Source organism: Pantoea sp. C2G6, from assembly GCF_051336815.1.
In the GTDB taxonomy this organism is placed as follows: domain Bacteria; phylum Pseudomonadota; class Gammaproteobacteria; order Enterobacterales; family Enterobacteriaceae; genus Pantoea.
On the sequence record NZ_JBGMNJ010000003.1, the window covers coordinates 100,770 to 115,121 of the forward strand.

At 55.2% G+C, this 14,352-nt stretch carries 13 protein-coding genes; 3 read left to right on the forward strand and 10 right to left on the reverse strand.

Features of this window, described 5'->3' with window-relative positions:
• Positions 1 to 95 precede the first annotated feature (95 nt).
• On the forward strand, positions 96 to 311 hold the full coding sequence (gene osmB, locus ACCW71_RS06360) for an osmotically-inducible lipoprotein OsmB (protein ID WP_003853848.1): 216 nt from the start codon (positions 96 to 98) through the stop codon (positions 309 to 311).
• A gap of 77 nt (positions 312 to 388) precedes the next feature.
• Here osmB and yciH read toward each other — a convergent pair whose 3' ends face one another.
• The 5 genes from yciH to pgpB form a co-directional block, all read right to left on the reverse strand.
• On the reverse strand, positions 389 to 712 hold the full coding sequence (gene yciH / locus ACCW71_RS06365) for a stress response translation initiation inhibitor YciH (RefSeq protein WP_436370271.1): 324 nt from the start codon (positions 710 to 712) through the stop codon (positions 389 to 391).
• On the reverse strand, positions 712 to 1,431 hold the full coding sequence (gene pyrF / locus ACCW71_RS06370; protein ID WP_436370272.1) for an orotidine-5'-phosphate decarboxylase: 720 nt from the start codon (positions 1,429 to 1,431) through the stop codon (positions 712 to 714). Before pyrF ends, yciH begins: the two co-directional genes overlap by 1 nt.
• A gap of 194 nt (positions 1,432 to 1,625) precedes the next feature.
• On the reverse strand, positions 1,626 to 2,795 hold the full coding sequence (gene lapB / locus ACCW71_RS06375) for a lipopolysaccharide assembly protein LapB (protein ID WP_436370273.1): 1,170 nt from the start codon (positions 2,793 to 2,795) through the stop codon (positions 1,626 to 1,628).
• 6 nt (positions 2,796 to 2,801) lie between these two features.
• A complete protein-coding gene (locus tag ACCW71_RS06380) occupies positions 2,802 to 3,110 on the reverse strand; it encodes a LapA family protein (RefSeq protein ID WP_436370274.1) in 309 nt (102 codons plus the stop codon).
• Between the two features lie 134 nt (positions 3,111 to 3,244).
• Positions 3,245 to 4,003, reverse strand: coding sequence for a phosphatidylglycerophosphatase B (pgpB, locus tag ACCW71_RS06385; RefSeq protein ID WP_436370275.1), 759 nt, complete (start codon positions 4,001 to 4,003; stop codon positions 3,245 to 3,247).
• A gap of 227 nt (positions 4,004 to 4,230) precedes the next feature.
• Between pgpB and ribA the strand changes: the two genes are divergently transcribed.
• Positions 4,231 to 4,824 (forward strand): GTP cyclohydrolase II, encoded by a 594-nt coding sequence (gene ribA / locus ACCW71_RS06390; protein ID WP_436370277.1) that lies wholly within the window; start codon positions 4,231 to 4,233, stop codon positions 4,822 to 4,824.
• Between the two features lie 30 nt (positions 4,825 to 4,854).
• On the opposite strand, the gene acnA is transcribed toward ribA, so the two are convergent.
• The 4 genes from acnA to topA form a co-directional block, all read right to left on the reverse strand.
• Complete coding sequence (gene acnA / locus ACCW71_RS06395) at positions 4,855 to 7,536, reverse strand: aconitate hydratase AcnA (protein ID WP_436370278.1); 2,682 nt, start codon at positions 7,534 to 7,536, stop codon at positions 4,855 to 4,857.
• Positions 7,537 to 8,130: 594 nt separating this feature from the next.
• Positions 8,131 to 8,289: a YmiA family putative membrane protein gene (locus ACCW71_RS06400; protein ID WP_436370279.1), complete on the reverse strand. Its 159-nt coding sequence runs from the start codon at positions 8,287 to 8,289 to the stop codon at positions 8,131 to 8,133.
• 497 nt (positions 8,290 to 8,786) lie between these two features.
• On the reverse strand, positions 8,787 to 9,761 hold the full coding sequence (cysB, locus tag ACCW71_RS06405; RefSeq protein ID WP_436370280.1) for an HTH-type transcriptional regulator CysB: 975 nt from the start codon (positions 9,759 to 9,761) through the stop codon (positions 8,787 to 8,789).
• 184 nt (positions 9,762 to 9,945) lie between these two features.
• The gene (gene topA / locus ACCW71_RS06410) at positions 9,946 to 12,543 is read right to left on the reverse strand and encodes a type I DNA topoisomerase (RefSeq protein WP_436370281.1); all 2,598 of its coding nucleotides are present in this window, start codon (positions 12,541 to 12,543) and stop codon (positions 9,946 to 9,948) included.
• 371 nt (positions 12,544 to 12,914) lie between these two features.
• Between topA and ACCW71_RS06415 the strand changes: the two genes are divergently transcribed.
• Positions 12,915 to 13,163: a DUF2498 family protein gene (locus ACCW71_RS06415; RefSeq protein WP_436370282.1), complete on the forward strand. Its 249-nt coding sequence runs from the start codon at positions 12,915 to 12,917 to the stop codon at positions 13,161 to 13,163.
• Between the two features lie 28 nt (positions 13,164 to 13,191).
• Here ACCW71_RS06415 and sohB read toward each other — a convergent pair whose 3' ends face one another.
• Complete coding sequence (sohB, locus tag ACCW71_RS06420) at positions 13,192 to 14,238, reverse strand: protease SohB (RefSeq protein ID WP_436370283.1); 1,047 nt, start codon at positions 14,236 to 14,238, stop codon at positions 13,192 to 13,194.
• Positions 14,239 to 14,352 lie beyond the last annotated feature (114 nt).

Sequence of the window (14,352 nt, forward strand, 5' to 3'; positions counted from 1 at the left end):
TCACGGAAGCGACAATGATGTATCACAAGCGGGCTGAGGAAATATCAGAGCTATACTTAGGTGTTGCCTCTGTGAGCACATTAAAGGAGAAGTTTATGACAACAACAATGAAACGCATTACTGCCGTAGTACTGGCAACCACGTTAGCCGTTGCACTGAGCGGATGTTCTAACTGGTCCAAACGTGACCGCAACACCGCGATTGGTGCGGGCGCGGGCGCGATCGGGGGTTCAGTTCTGACCAATGGTAGCGCACTCGGCACCGTCGGCGGCGCCGCTGTGGGTGGTATCATCGGTCATCAGGTCCACTAAGGACCTTATTAAAACTATAATCGGCTACGCTAAGCATCTACCTGTCAATCGGGCTACTTCGGTAGCCCGATTTTTATTCAGCCGCCCGCCAGTTTGACCTTCATCCCTTTGGCTTCCAGCAGGCTTTTCAGCAGATCGCGCTTATCGCCCTGAATCTCGATAATGCCCTCTTTCAGCGAGCCGCCGCAGCCACACTTCTTTTTCAGCTCCGCCGCAAGTTGCGTCAGGGCGGCATCATCCAGATCGATGCCGCTGATCAGGCAGACGCCTTTGCCCTTTCGTCCGCTGGTCTGGCGCTGGATACGAACAATGCCATCCCCTTTTGGCCGTGCCGGTTTCTGCTCCGGCTGTGTGATGCGGCCGCTGTCCGTTGAGTAAACCAGTGGATTGTCATTCGCCATTACTGTTGCTCCAGACTGTGCAGGATCGCCTGTAGTGCGGCGGCGGGATCGGCGGCCTGGGTAATCGGACGACCGATCACCATATAGTCGACGCCCGCCTGTTTCGCCTGCTGAGGTGTCATGATACGACGCTGATCGCCCGCGTCGCTGCCTGCCGGACGAATGCCCGGCGTGACCAGCGCGAAATCCTGGCCGATAACCGCTTTAAAGCGCGAGGCTTCCTGAGCGGAGCAGACGACGCCATCCAGCCCACACTCCCGCGTCAGCTTCGCCAGTCGCTCCGCCTGTTCAGCCGGTGACAGCGTGATGCCCAGTCCTTGCAGATCGTCTGCGTCCATGCTGGTCAGTACCGTCACCGCAATCAGCAGAGGCGCCGCTTTACCATAGGGTAGCAGCGCTTCACGCGCCGCGTTCATCATTCGCGCCCCGCCGCTGGCATGGACGTTAACCATCCAGACGCCGAGGTCAGCCGCCGCCGCTACCGCGTGAGCAGTGGTGTTGGGGATATCGTGGAATTTGAGGTCGAGAAATATCTCAAAGCCACGCTGTTGCAGGGTTTTGACCAGCGAGGGGCCAAACAGCGTGAACATCTCTTTGCCCACTTTCAGCCGGCAACTGCGGGGATCGATCTGGTCGACAAAGCGCAACGCGCTGTCGAGCTCATGATAGTCCAGCGCCACCAGAATCGGCGAAGCGGTCACGGTGTGAGATGAAGGCATGGTATTTCCTCTGCTAGTGGGCACCCGCGGGCGCGTTAGACAAACGGCAAGCATTCTACCTGCGCCCCTGGCCCATCACAATCACCATTGTTCCTCTGCCAGACGACGCAGGCAGCGGGGTTAAATTCAGGGTGAGTCACACTCTTTAGTATGTTGTAACTATTGACAGGGTAAAAAAAGGGATGGCGGCCCGACTACTGGCCGTCGAGTCCGCGAATCGGTTTGACTGAGGACCAGGTGCGGCAGGAAGGACAGTGCCAGTAAAGCGCATGGGCGGTGAAGCCACACTTCTGACAGCGGTAGCGCGGCTTGGTGCGGATCTGCTCGCCAACCATGTCGCGCAGCACCATCAGACTCTCTTTGGCCCGGCCATCTTCCGCTTCCTGGAGATTCAAATCCATCAGACGATGGAACACCCGCATCGTCGGGTGGCGTTGCAGCTGACGGTTAATGTAGTTCTGCGCCGCCTCGGTGCCCTGCTGCTGCTCCAGAATATCGGAGAGATAGAGTTCCGCGGCTGCGCCGGTGTTTTCTTCAACACAGCGTTGCAGAAACGCGGCCCAGGCATCGGGCTGATTCAGCCGCTGGAAACAGGTTTCCAGCATCGCCAGCGTCTCGCTCACCAGCTCTTTATCCTGATCCAGAACCCGTTGCAGCAGCCCCACCGCTCTGGCGTACTCCTCTTTCTCCATCAGGATGCGCCCCATCATGATAGAGACGCGGGCGCTGTTCCGATCGGCCGCCTCCCCTTTCTTCAGCAGGTTCATGGCGCGATCCAGATCGTCACTGCTCATCGCCTGTAATGCCAGCTCACAATAGAAGTGGGCAATCTCCCCCTTCTGCTTCTCCTTGCCAAGCCGCACCAGCCGTTCAGCGACCTCAATCGCCTGCTGCCAGTCGCTGGTCGCCTGATGGATCAGCAGCAGCTGTTGCAGCGCACCGATGCGAAAATCGGTTTCGTCGGTGAGCTGTTTGAACATATCTTCCGCGCGGTCGTAGAGGCCAGCCGCCATATAGTCGCGCCCCAACTGCTGCACCGCCAGCAGACGCTGCTCATAGCTCAGTGAGGCGCTCTCCATTAATGCCTGGTGGATACGGATGGCGCGATCCACTTCCCCGCGTGAGCGAAAAAGATTACCCAGCGTCAGATGCGCCTCCACGGTGCCGCTGTCCTCTTTCAGCATATCCAGGAAGAGGTCGACCGCTTTATCCTGCTGATTGGAGAGCAGGAAGTTTACGCCAGCGACATATTCACGGGAGAGTCGGTTAGCTTCCTGTTGCTTATCCTGGTGCGCGCTGCGGCGGCCCATATACCAGCCATACGCAGCCGCAACCGGCAGTAACAGAAACAGCAGTTCATGCATCGGGATTTATTCCCGGCCAGCCGGCGGCGCGGAAGGTGTCGCCAGCGCGGTGCTCTGCTCAATCTGCGTCTGCATGCGTTTGATTTTCCGGTTGGCGTTCGCCAGGGCGACGCGGGTGCGCAACCAGAAGAGACCGCAGATGATCCAGCCCAGCACAAAGCCTGCGCCAAACAGCGATGCCAGTAAGGTCGAGATGCTGAACTCTCCCTGCGCCAGCAGATAGTTGAAGGTAATAACCTGGTCGTTGTGCGCGCCTAAGGTGACGGAAATAATGAAAATGACCAGTACCACTAAAAAAATCAGCAAATATTTCACAGTGCATCCTGTTGTGAGGTTATCGGGTGGAATTATGCCAAAACTCCAGCAAAAATGCTGCTCCCAGCAGCATCAGGCGCGTCGCTTTTGCGCAGGCCTGCTTAATAATATGGGGTCTTGCGGGTTAATTACAATCAGGGGTCCCGCTGCGCCACCTCTTTTTGCTCGGCCGGCGGCAGGCTGAGTGGTCCACAGAGTCGCTGCGCCAGCCAGGTGGCAACCGTCACCAGCAGCCAGGAGATGAGGGTCGCCATCGCCAGATCGCGCGGCCAGTGCATGCCAAGCAGCAGACGGCTGGCCATCACCCCCGCCGCCCAGAGGAAAATCACCACCACGGTTTTATAGTGGCGGCGCGGCCAGAGTAAGCCGATAGCCAGCAGCGCCCAGCTGGCGGCAAACATGGTGTGACCGGAAGGAAACGCGAAGCCGGTTTCAAAAGCCCAGTGACGTTTCAGCCAGCCCGGGATCTGCGTCTCATTGGCGATTAGCGAGGTCACCATCTCGCCGCGCTGCTTGCGCTTCAGCTGATAAAAAGTTTGATCGTCCAGCCCGTGATGCTCTTCCAGCCAGACCACATAAGGACGCGGCTCCTGCACCTGCTCTTTGATAAAGGATTTAGTGTACTGACCGGCGAGAATAGTGGCGTTCATGATCAGCAGCAGCACGATCGCCGGTTTCAGACGAAAGCGCAGGCACCACAGCATCCAGGCGCTGAGCAGCACGCTGGTTAAAATACCCCACGGTGCGGTGACGGTTTCCGTTAGCCAGAACAGCCCCCTGAGCATGGCGTTGCTTTCGCCTGGCTGCCAGCGCCAGCCGGTCAGCCAGGCCGCAACCGGCATGATCAACAGCAGCAGCATTCCGAAGGTGGTGCGGCGCGAAATCTTAAACATCCTCTTCCCTTATATCGGCGAAAAATGACAACAATTGCATAACTTTAGCTTAAAAAAGAATAACATAACCCTTACCGATTAGATAATTGTGCTTTATCACTGTAATCGCCATGACAGATTACCAGCCCGCCGTTGGGTTGTGGCACAATATCGCACGTTTGTCAGGCCATAACGGCCTGTGCGCTATCATGATGATAGTGCATCCTCTGAAGGTTCTGGAGAGTCACATGCAGCTTAAACGGGTGGCAGAAGCCAAACTGCCCACACCATGGGGAGATTTCCTGATGGTCGGTTTCGAAGAATTGGCAACCGGACATGACCACGTTGCGCTGGTCTTTGGCGATATTAATGATGGCGAGCCGGTACTGGCGCGCGTTCACTCCGAGTGCCTGACCGGCGATGCGCTGTTCAGTCTGCGTTGCGACTGTGGCTTTCAGCTGGAAGCCGCCCTGAACGCCATCGCCGAAGAGGGTCGCGGCGTGCTGCTCTACCATCGTCAGGAGGGCCGTAACATCGGGCTGCTGAATAAGATCCGCGCCTATGCGTTGCAGGATAAAGGGTATGACACGGTAGAAGCGAACCATCAGCTCGGTTTTGCCGCCGATGAGCGCGACTTTACGCTGTGTGCCGATATGTTCAAACTGCTGGGGGTGAATGAGGTACGACTGCTGACCAACAATCCCCGCAAGGTGGAGATCCTCAGTGAAGCCGGGATCAACATTGTTGAACGGGTGCCGCTGGTGGTGGGACGCAATCCGAAGAATGCCCACTATCTCGATACCAAAGCGGAAAAGATGGGGCATCTGCTGCCGAAGTCATAAAAGAAAAGCCGGGTCTCCCCGGCTTTTTTGTCAGTCCAGCATGTTGCGGATGACATAGTGCAGAATGCCGTCGTTGCGGTAATAGGTCAGCTCATTACCGGTATCAATACGACAGCGGGCATCCAGCTCCTCCTTGCTGCCGTCGGCGCGGGTCAGCGTCACCTTCACGCTGCACCCCGGCTTCAGCGACTGAAGATCTTCCACATCGATCCGCTCTTCCCCGGTCAGCGCCAGGCTTTTGCGGGTGACGCCCTGCGGGAACTCCAGCGGCAGAATACCCATGCCGATCAGATTGGAGCGGTGAATACGTTCAAACGATTCGGCAATCACCACTCTGACGCCCTGTAGTCGCGGGCCTTTTGCCGCCCAGTCACGGCTGGAACCCGAGCCATACTCTTTACCGGCAATCACCGCCAGCGGCACCCCTTCCGCCTGATACTTCATCGCCGCGTCATAAATCGCCAGCTGCTCGCCGCTGGGATAGTGCCGGGTGTAGCCGCCCTCGGTGCCGGGCACCATTTCGTTACGGATACGGATATTGGCGAAGGTGCCACGCATCATCACTTCATGGTTGCCGCGACGTGAACCGTAGGAGTTAAAGTCGTTACGCTCAACCCCATGAGCCAGCAGATAGCGCCCGGCCGGACTTTCCGCCTTGATGCTGCCCGCCGGAGAGATGTGGTCCGTGGTGACCGAATCGCCCAGTATCGCCAGCACCCGCGCGCCACGAATATCCTGCACCGGCTTCGGCTCTTTCTCCATGTCATCGAAGAAAGGCGACAGCCGAATGTAGGTCGATCCCTCATCCCACTCATAGGTGGCCGCTTCGCTCACTTTAATCTGCTGCCACTCTGGTGTGCCGTCGAACACTTCGGCGTACTCTTTGTGGAACATGTCGCTGGTAACCTGCTGTACCGCGGTGGCGATCTCTTCGGGTGAAGGCCAGATATCTTTTAAATAAACCGGCTGACCCTGGCGATCGTGGCCCAGCGGCTCAGTTTGCAGGTTAATTTTCATATTTCCCGCCAGCGCATAGGCGACCACCAGCGGTGGCGAGGCCAGCCAGTTGGTTTTAATCAGCGGATGAATACGCCCTTCGAAGTTGCGGTTGCCTGACAGCACCGCCCCCACCGTAATGTCGCCCTCTTTGATGGCTGACTCAATCTCATCCTTAAGCGGACCGGAGTTACCAATACAGGTGGTGCAGCCGTAGCCCACCAGATTAAAGCCCAGCTTGTCGAGATAAGAGGTCAGCTGCGCCACCGCCAGGTAATCGGAAACGACTTTCGAGCCGGGTGCCAGCGAAGCTTTGACCCACGGCTGACGTTTCAGGCCGCGCTCGACCGCTTTTTTCGCCAGCAGACCGGCGGCCATCAGCACGCTGGGATTGGAGGTGTTGGTACAGGAGGTGATCGCACTGATCACCACCGCGCCATCGGTGAGCGTATGAGTCAGGCCGGTGTCGCTGTCGGTGTATTCGACGCTTTTATGCGGTTTCTGCGCGTGGTTGACCTCCAGCTCATTGCTGGCGTCAAAGGCTGCGGGCACGTCGCCGAGCGACACCCGATCCTGCGGACGTTTAGGTCCGGCCAGGCTCGACTCGACATCATTCATATCCAGCGACAGAGAGCTGGTAAAGCGCGGCTTATCGCCGGGGTTACGCCACAGGCCCTGCGCTTTGGCATAGGCTTCCACCAGCGCCACCTGATCCGCGTCGCGGCCGGTCAGCGTCATGTAACTCAGTGTGACATCATCCACCGGGAAGAAGCCGCAGGTCGCGCCATATTCCGGTGCCATGTTAGCGATGGTCGCGCGGTCTGCCAGCGGCAGGTCCGCCAGGCCGTCACCGTAAAACTCGACAAATTTGCCGACCACGCCATGCTTACGCAGCATCTGCGTCACGGTGAGCACCAGATCGGTGGCGGTAATGCCCGGTCGTAACTTACCGGTGAGTTCAAAGCCAACCACATCCGGGATCAGCATTGAGACCGGCTGGCCCAGCATTGCCGCTTCCGCCTCAATGCCACCCACGCCCCACCCTAATACGCCAAGCGCATTGATCATGGTGGTATGCGAATCGGTGCCGACCAGCGTATCGGGCCAGGCATATTCTTCGCCATCCAGGGTCTCATGCCAGATCGCCTTACCGAGATATTCCAGGTTTACCTGATGGCAGATCCCGGTGCCCGGTGGCACCACCCGGAATTTATCAAAGGCTTTCTGGCCCCAGCGCAGGAAAACGTAGCGTTCATGGTTACGCTCCATCTCCAGCCGGACGTTCTCTTCAAAGGCGTCATCATCGCCAAAGTGGTCAACCGTGACCGAGTGGTCAATCACCAGATCGACTGACGACAACGGGTTCACTTTCGCCACGTCGCCACCCAGCCGGTTTACGGCTTCGCGCATCGCCGCGAGATCAACCACCGCTGGCACGCCGGTAAAATCCTGCATTAAGACGCGCGCGGGCCGGTAAGCGATTTCACGATCGGCATGCGCATCTTTTTGCCAGTCCACCAGCGCCTGAATATCTTCCAGCGTGACGGAGTCGCCATCCTGCCAGCGCAACAGGTTTTCCAGCAGCACTTTCAGGGATTTAGGCAGACGATCGATGTTACCGAGATGTTGAGCAGCGTGGGGAAGACTGAAGATGTGATATTTTTTCGTGTCGACCTGTAGTATGTCCTGACTCTGCTCGCGTAGGGTAGACGACATAGCTCCTCCTTTGATTCGTGGTCGTTAAACCTTAGTGTAATAAAGGTTTATGTTAAAGATAGACCACAAATTCGTTAACGTTTTGATTACAACACAAATTGCTACAATCGCCGTAAACGAAAATGCCCCGTGAGATCACGAGGCATCGGAAAGAGAAGAGTTAATTCAAATCAGAGCGCGATCCACACCGCAGCAGACCAGAACGCAAAGGAGAAGGCATACGCACTAAGCCAGGACATTTTAATCATATTCATTGGTCTACTCCTTCGCCGCAAGCTGGCGTAAAAGTTCTCAGGTCATCGGGACGCGATGACACCCATAGTAAGACAGGATGTGGAAGTGGGCTTTTAGCAGGCCCGCCGGAAATACCGGTAAGACAAACAGTTAATAAAAAAATGGGTCTGACAGGGTTATTTACTTTTAGGGTCAAGAAACGACTCGATAAAATGTCGCTGATTATCACTCAGCTCCCAGGAATCCGGGATAGACACTTTCTCTTCCTTTGCAAGCGACTCTTTCGCTTTGCAGGAAACCGGCTTGCGCTGACACGAAGTCGCAGCGCGCTTATGGCTGAGTGTATTTACCCACATGGCTTTAGCCCCAGATGCGCCAGATCATTAACGCAACAACCACCCAGAACAGCGCAGAGGCAGCGAATACGGTTAACCAGGCTTTACGGCGGGTGTTACCCGTACGTTCAGCTTTGGTGCTTTTTACCGGGAAACCCGGTTGGACAGTCAGTCGTGTATTCATAGTTTTTGATAATCACTCTCAACAAAATGATTGATAACAACGATTAAGATTTAGGACGAATCCTAAACGCCTTAAGGCCAAAAATCCAGTTATTTTTATTGAGTAAAACGATTAACGCTATTAATCAATACAATGAAATAACGTAAGAAATCATTAACCACCAAACGAACTTTTAATTAACTGAACCCCTAAAAAATTTGAGTTAATTCCAAATCAGATCCATTTAAAACTTGAGTATTAATTAAGGAGACCAATCTGTATCGGCTTCATACTCAAGCTGTTAACTGGAGTATGGGAATATTCCTGGCGACCCGCAAAGCGGCAAGGTTAAAAATGTGTTGTGTTTCGCATTTAAGAAAGACCAATCAAAAAACATGTGATCAATGTTTCATTTACAAAAAAATCATGAAAACTTTTAAGTCTCATTTGGCGCTAAACCCTGGAAACAAAAAAGGCTGCCCTCTGGCAGCCCTAAGCGTAAGACCTGGCGGTAAACCTTACTTAAACGGCAGTTTAATATCCTTAAACATCGCCTCAATGTCTTCGTTGGAGCGCAGGGCGACCGCGGTGTCGACCACATCGCGCGTCAGGTGTGGTGCAAAACGCTGGATGAAATCATACATATAGCTGCGCAGGAAGGTGCTGCGGCGGAACCCGATCTTCGTGGTGCTGTTGGTAAAGATGTCGGCCGCCTCAATGCGAATCAGGTCAGGGTCGGCGATGGGATCGACCGCCATGCTGGCAATTACCCCGACTCCCAGCCCTAAGCGGACATAGGTCTTAATCACGTCGGCGTCGGTGGCGGTAAACACAATGCGTGGCGTGAGTCCTGCCCGGTTAAAGGCGGTATCGAGTTCCGAGCGCCCGGTGAAACCAAAGGTGTAGGTCACCAGCGGATACTCAGCCAGCTCCTCAATAGTCACCTGCCCTTTACCCGCCAGCGGATGGTCCGAGGTGACCACAATCGCCCGGTTCCAGTGGTAGCACGGCAGCATGATCAAATCGTCATAGAGATGCAGCGCTTCGGTAGCAATAGCAAAATCGGCATTGCCCTTTGAGACCGCTTCCGCAATCTGGGTAGGCGACCCCTGATGCATATGCAGCGAGACGCGTGGGTAGCGCTCAATAAAGCCTTTAATCACCCCCGGCAGCGCATAACGCGCCTGAGTGTGGGTGGTGGCCACATAGAGCGAACCTTTGTCCGGCCAGGTGTGTTCGCCCGCCACCGATTTAATCGCATCGACTTTGGAGAGAACTTCACGCGCGATACGGATAATCTCTTCACCGGCTGGCGTCACCTGGGTGAGATGCTTTCCGCTGCGGGCAAAGATTTGCACCCCCAGTTCATCTTCCAGCATGCGCACCTGCTTACTGATGCCGGGCTGAGAGGTATAAAGTCCTTCTGCCGTCGAAGAGACATTGAGATTGTGGTTCACCACTTCGACGATATAGCGCAACTGCTGTAATTTCATATCTGTTCCATCCCGGTAAGTTACAGAGTCGCATCCCCGGAAAACGTATTGTCGCAAGGGTAAAGAGAGGCCATGCATCAGGAAAGGTCGGAAATGCTATAACAACTATATCAGTTAAGGGGTGAGAGTAGAACGGATTGATATAAGGCTCAGAAAAAGGCCAGCGAGCGCTGGCCTGTGAGGATTACTTTTTCGCTTCCTGCCATTTTCCTTCTATATAGAAGGCTGACCAGCCGGTCGCTTTCCCCTCTTTTTCCGAGGAGACATACTGCTGTTTGGTTTTGCGGCTGAACCGCACCATTGTTTTGTTGCCTTCCGGGTCGACAGCCGGCGCTTCAGCCAGATACTTCAGCTTCTCCGGCAGACGATCGCTGAAGCGCTGAAGCTCTTCCACTAGCGGCGCACGGGTTTCGCGGGATTTCGGGAAGGTGTTGGCCGCCAGGAATACCCCTGCCGCGCCATCACGCAACACAAAGTAAGCGTCAGACTTCTCGCACGCCAGTTCCGGCAGCGGCACCGGATCCTCTTTAGGCGGTGCCACTTCACCGCTGCGCAGGATCTTCCGGGTGTTTTTGCACTCTTCGTTGGTACAGGCCATGTACTTGCCAAAGCGTCCCATCTTCAGGTGCATTTCCGAACCGCACTTCTCACACTCCACTACCGGGCCGTCATAACCCTTGATGCGGAATTCACCCTTCTCAATCTCATAACCATCACACTCCGGGTTATTCCCGCAGACGTGCAATTTACGTTCGTTATCGATCAGGTAGCTGTCCATTGCCGTGCCACATTTCTGGCAGCGACGACGGGCGCGCAGGGCGTTGGTTTCAGCATCATCCCCTTCCAGAATATTCAGAACTTCATTTTCCGGGATCAGGTTGATGGTCTGCTTGCAGCGCTCCTTAGGCGGCAGCGCGTAACCGGAGCAGCCGAGGAAGACGCCGGTGCTGGCGGTACGGATACCCATCTGACGGCTACAGGTCGGGCACTCAATCGAGGTCAGAACCATCTGGTTGGGCTGCATGCCGCCCTCTTCAGGATCTTTCTCTGCCCGCTCCAGCTGTTGGGTAAAGTCGCTGAAGAAGTGGTCGAGGACCGCTTTCCACTGCGCCTGGTTGTTGGCGACCTGGTCGAGGCTGCTTTCCATATGGGCGGTGAAATCGTAATTCATCAGTTCGCGGAAGTTCTCTTCCAGACGATCGGTGACGATTTCACCCATTTTTTCCGCATAGAAACGGCGGTTTTCCACCCGCACATAGCCGCGATCCTGGATGGTCGAGGTAATGGCCGCGTAGGTAGAGGGACGACCAATGCCGCGCTTCTCCAGTTCACGCACCAGCGAGGCTTCGCTGAAGCGAGCCGGTGGCTTGGTAAAGTGCTGACCTGGCAGCAGCTGTTGCAGATCCAGCACATCCCCCACGCTGACCGCAGGCAGCGTACGATCTTCATCATTTTTACGCAGCGCAGGCATGACTTTGGTCCAGCCGTCGAAACGCAAAATCCGGCCTTTGGCTTTCAGTCTGAACTCACCCGCCGCGGCGGTGATGGTGCTGGAGTCATACTTCGCCGGCGTCATCTGACAGGCGACAAACTGACGCCAGATCAGCTGATAGAGCTTCTGCGCATCCGCTTCCATATCTTTCAGCTGTTCCGCCACCACTTCCACATCGGAAGGACGAATCGCTTCGTGCGCTTCCTGCGAGTTCTCTTTGCTGGCGTAGGTAATGGCGCTTTCCGGCAGATATTTTTTACCGAAATGGCTCTCGATATAGCCCCGCGCCATGGCGACCGCATCCTGACTCAGGTTAGTTGAGTCGGTACGCATATAGGTAATGTGTCCCGCTTCGTAGAGTCGCTGGGCCATCATCATGGTTTTCTTCACGCCAAAGCCGAGCCGGGTACTGGCCGCCTGCTGTAGCGTTGAGGTGATATAAGGTGCGCCAGGTTTACTGCTGGTCGGCTTGTCTTCACGATCGATGATTTCATAGCGTGCTTTTTCCAGCAGCGCCACGGCCGCGTAGGTCTCGTCACGGTTAACCGGACGGAAAACGCTATCACCCCGGTGCGTGACGTCCATTGAGAGATCGTCGCCCTTTGGCGTGGTCAGCGCCGCATTGACTTCCCAGTACTCTTCCGGGACGAAGGCTTTGATCTCACGCTCACGTTCCACCACCAGGCGAACGGCAACAGACTGCACCCGCCCGGCGGAGAGACCACGGGCAATCTTTTTCCACAGCAGCGGTGACACCATATAGCCCACCACGCGATCCATAAAACGGCGCGCCTGCTGAGCATTAACCCGATCAATATTCAGTTCGCCCGGCTTCTCAAACGCCTGGCGAATCGCATTTTTGGTAATTTCGTTAAACACCACGCGGCTGAAGCGCGAGTCGTCACCGCCGATCACTTCCCGCAGGTGCCAGGCAATGGCTTCCCCTTCGCGGTCAAGGTCAGTCGCGAGATAGATGTGATCTGCACTGGCGGCCAGCGCCTTGAGTTCGGCCACCACCTTCTCTTTGCCAGGCAGAATCTGATAATCCGCTTCCCAGCCGTGATAAGGGTCAACACCCATGCGGCTGACGAGTGCGGCTTTCTCATCTTTTTTAACTTTTTTAACTTTCTTATCTGTCGAGGCGTCAGCACTTTTCTTGACGGTTGAACCACTGGTCGGCAGATCCCGGATATGACCGACGCTGGATTTAACCACGTAGTCACTGCCGAGGTATTTATTGATTGTTTTAGCCTTTGCCGGGGACTCAACAATAACGAGTGCTTTACCCATATTTACCTTTACCTAATGAAAACATCCTGCTTAACGGGAGAGGATTGGATGCCCAAAAACCCATCGGGTTCAATATTGCTGCGCCTGTTTAACATTTCAAGGCGAAGGGGTCAATCTCAGTTCAGATGATAGGGCCTTATGCAACTGCATGATAAAGAGCGCTTTTTCCATCTGAAATCCTCCCACATCCCGCTGCAAAATCCCTGAAATCGGAATCGCCCACACTCTACCTGATAAAATCTGTTACGCAACCTAATTAGCACTCAGGTCAGAGTAACGCCAGTTTTTAGCCCGTTACGCCGATTTGTCACCGCGCATAACACGCAAGTAATATAGAAAGGATTAAGAGGCTGTCAAAAAAGGAGCGACAAATGCAGCAAACGACGCAGGCTATTTCACGCCAGGCATTGCTGGAAAAGGCCAATGCGCTGATCAAAGAGCATGATGATTATTTAGCGGGTATGCAGGCGGAAGAGGTGATTCAGCAGGGGAATGTTCTGGTGTTTCGCGGACCGCTCTTTCTTGATGCGGATGAATTGCCGACCGCTAAAACCACGGCGGTGTTTAATGTGTTCAAACATCTGGCCGTGGTGCTGTCGCCGCTCTATCACCTGGAATAAAAACCCGGCACAGAGGCCGGGTTCAGCATCAGAGCAGCGGCTTTTCACCGCGCTGCCAGAGCTTCAGCAGTAAACGTTCGGCTACCGAACCGGCACTCTGTGTTACTCGGTCGATCATTTTCCGCCGACGCGCATAGTGCACGCCGAGCACGTTAAAGCGATCCATCTGGCGGATAATCAGGTCATCGCTGGTGCCGATCTCATCAACCAGACCGAGATCCAGCGCCTGGCGGCCATACCAGTGTTCCCCGGTCGCCACCTGATCGATATTGAGCGACGGACGCATCTGATGAACAAACTGCTTGAACAGCTGATGCGTCTCGTCGAGATCTTCCTGGAACTTCTCACGTCCCTCTTCGGTGTTTTCACCAAACAGTGTCAGGGTACGTTTGTACTGGCCGGCGGTGTGTAACTCAATATCAATATCGTTACGCTTCAGCAGGCGGTTGAAGTTAGGGATCTGCGCCACCACGCCGATGGAGCCAATAATAGAGAACGGCGCGGCCACGATGCGATCGGCAACGCAGGCCATCATATAGCCGCCACTGGCCGCCACTTTATCTACCGCGGCGGTAATCGGCAGCCCCTGATCGCGCAGACGCTGCAACTGCGAGGCGGCCAGACCATATCCGTGCACCACCCCGCCAGGGCTCTCCAGCCGCAGCAGCACCTCATCCCCCGGCTGCTTAACCGCCAGCACCGCGGAGATCTCTTCGCGCAGGGAGCTGACTTCGCTGGCATCCATGCTGCCTTTAAAATCAATCACATAAAGCGTAGGCTTCGCCACATCGCTCCGGCCCTGTTTCGCCGCCTGCTTTTCCGCTTTCGCTTTCAGCTTTTCACTCTTTTTATGATTTTTCAGCCAGACTTTTTGCGCCTGCGGTTTCATCTTCGCCAGTTGCAGATCCTCTTTCATCTGCTGATAGTCATCACCCAGATGTGTCAGACGCAGCTGGCCGTGCTGCGCTCGTTTGCGTAATGCGGCATTCATCACAATCAGCACAATGGCAGCGACAACCAGCACCACCGTCACCGCTTTGGCCAGAAACAGCCCATATGTTGAAAGAAAATCCATCAGGTCGCCTTAGTAAACAGAGAATTAGAAACAGTGGGCTAGTTTAGCCGTTTTACGCTTTAGCGTCGCCTGAAATGCCAGCAGCTGGCACAGAATGCGTGGGTGGATGATTGC

What these genes read in the sequence shown, in the direction of transcription:
- osmB (WP_003853848.1), top strand. Translation starts at nt 96, where the DNA reads ATGACAACAACAATGAAACGCATTACTGCCGTAGTACTGGCAACCACG.
- yciH (WP_436370271.1), bottom strand. Translation starts at nt 712, where the DNA reads ATGGCGAATGACAATCCACTGGTTTACTCAACGGACAGCGGCCGCATC.
- pyrF (WP_436370272.1), bottom strand. Translation starts at nt 1,431, where the DNA reads ATGCCTTCATCTCACACCGTGACCGCTTCGCCGATTCTGGTGGCGCTG.
- lapB (WP_436370273.1), bottom strand. Translation starts at nt 2,795, where the DNA reads ATGCATGAACTGCTGTTTCTGTTACTGCCGGTTGCGGCTGCGTATGGC.
- pgpB (WP_436370275.1), bottom strand. Translation starts at nt 4,003, where the DNA reads ATGTTTAAGATTTCGCGCCGCACCACCTTCGGAATGCTGCTGCTGTTG.
- ribA (WP_436370277.1), top strand. Translation starts at nt 4,231, where the DNA reads ATGCAGCTTAAACGGGTGGCAGAAGCCAAACTGCCCACACCATGGGGA.
- acnA (WP_436370278.1), bottom strand. Translation starts at nt 7,536, where the DNA reads ATGTCGTCTACCCTACGCGAGCAGAGTCAGGACATACTACAGGTCGAC.
- ACCW71_RS06400 (WP_436370279.1), bottom strand. Translation starts at nt 8,289, where the DNA reads ATGAATACACGACTGACTGTCCAACCGGGTTTCCCGGTAAAAAGCACC.
- cysB (WP_436370280.1), bottom strand. Translation starts at nt 9,761, where the DNA reads ATGAAATTACAGCAGTTGCGCTATATCGTCGAAGTGGTGAACCACAAT.
- topA (WP_436370281.1), bottom strand. Translation starts at nt 12,543, where the DNA reads ATGGGTAAAGCACTCGTTATTGTTGAGTCCCCGGCAAAGGCTAAAACA.
- ACCW71_RS06415 (WP_436370282.1), top strand. Translation starts at nt 12,915, where the DNA reads ATGCAGCAAACGACGCAGGCTATTTCACGCCAGGCATTGCTGGAAAAG.
- sohB (WP_436370283.1), bottom strand. Translation starts at nt 14,238, where the DNA reads ATGGATTTTCTTTCAACATATGGGCTGTTTCTGGCCAAAGCGGTGACG.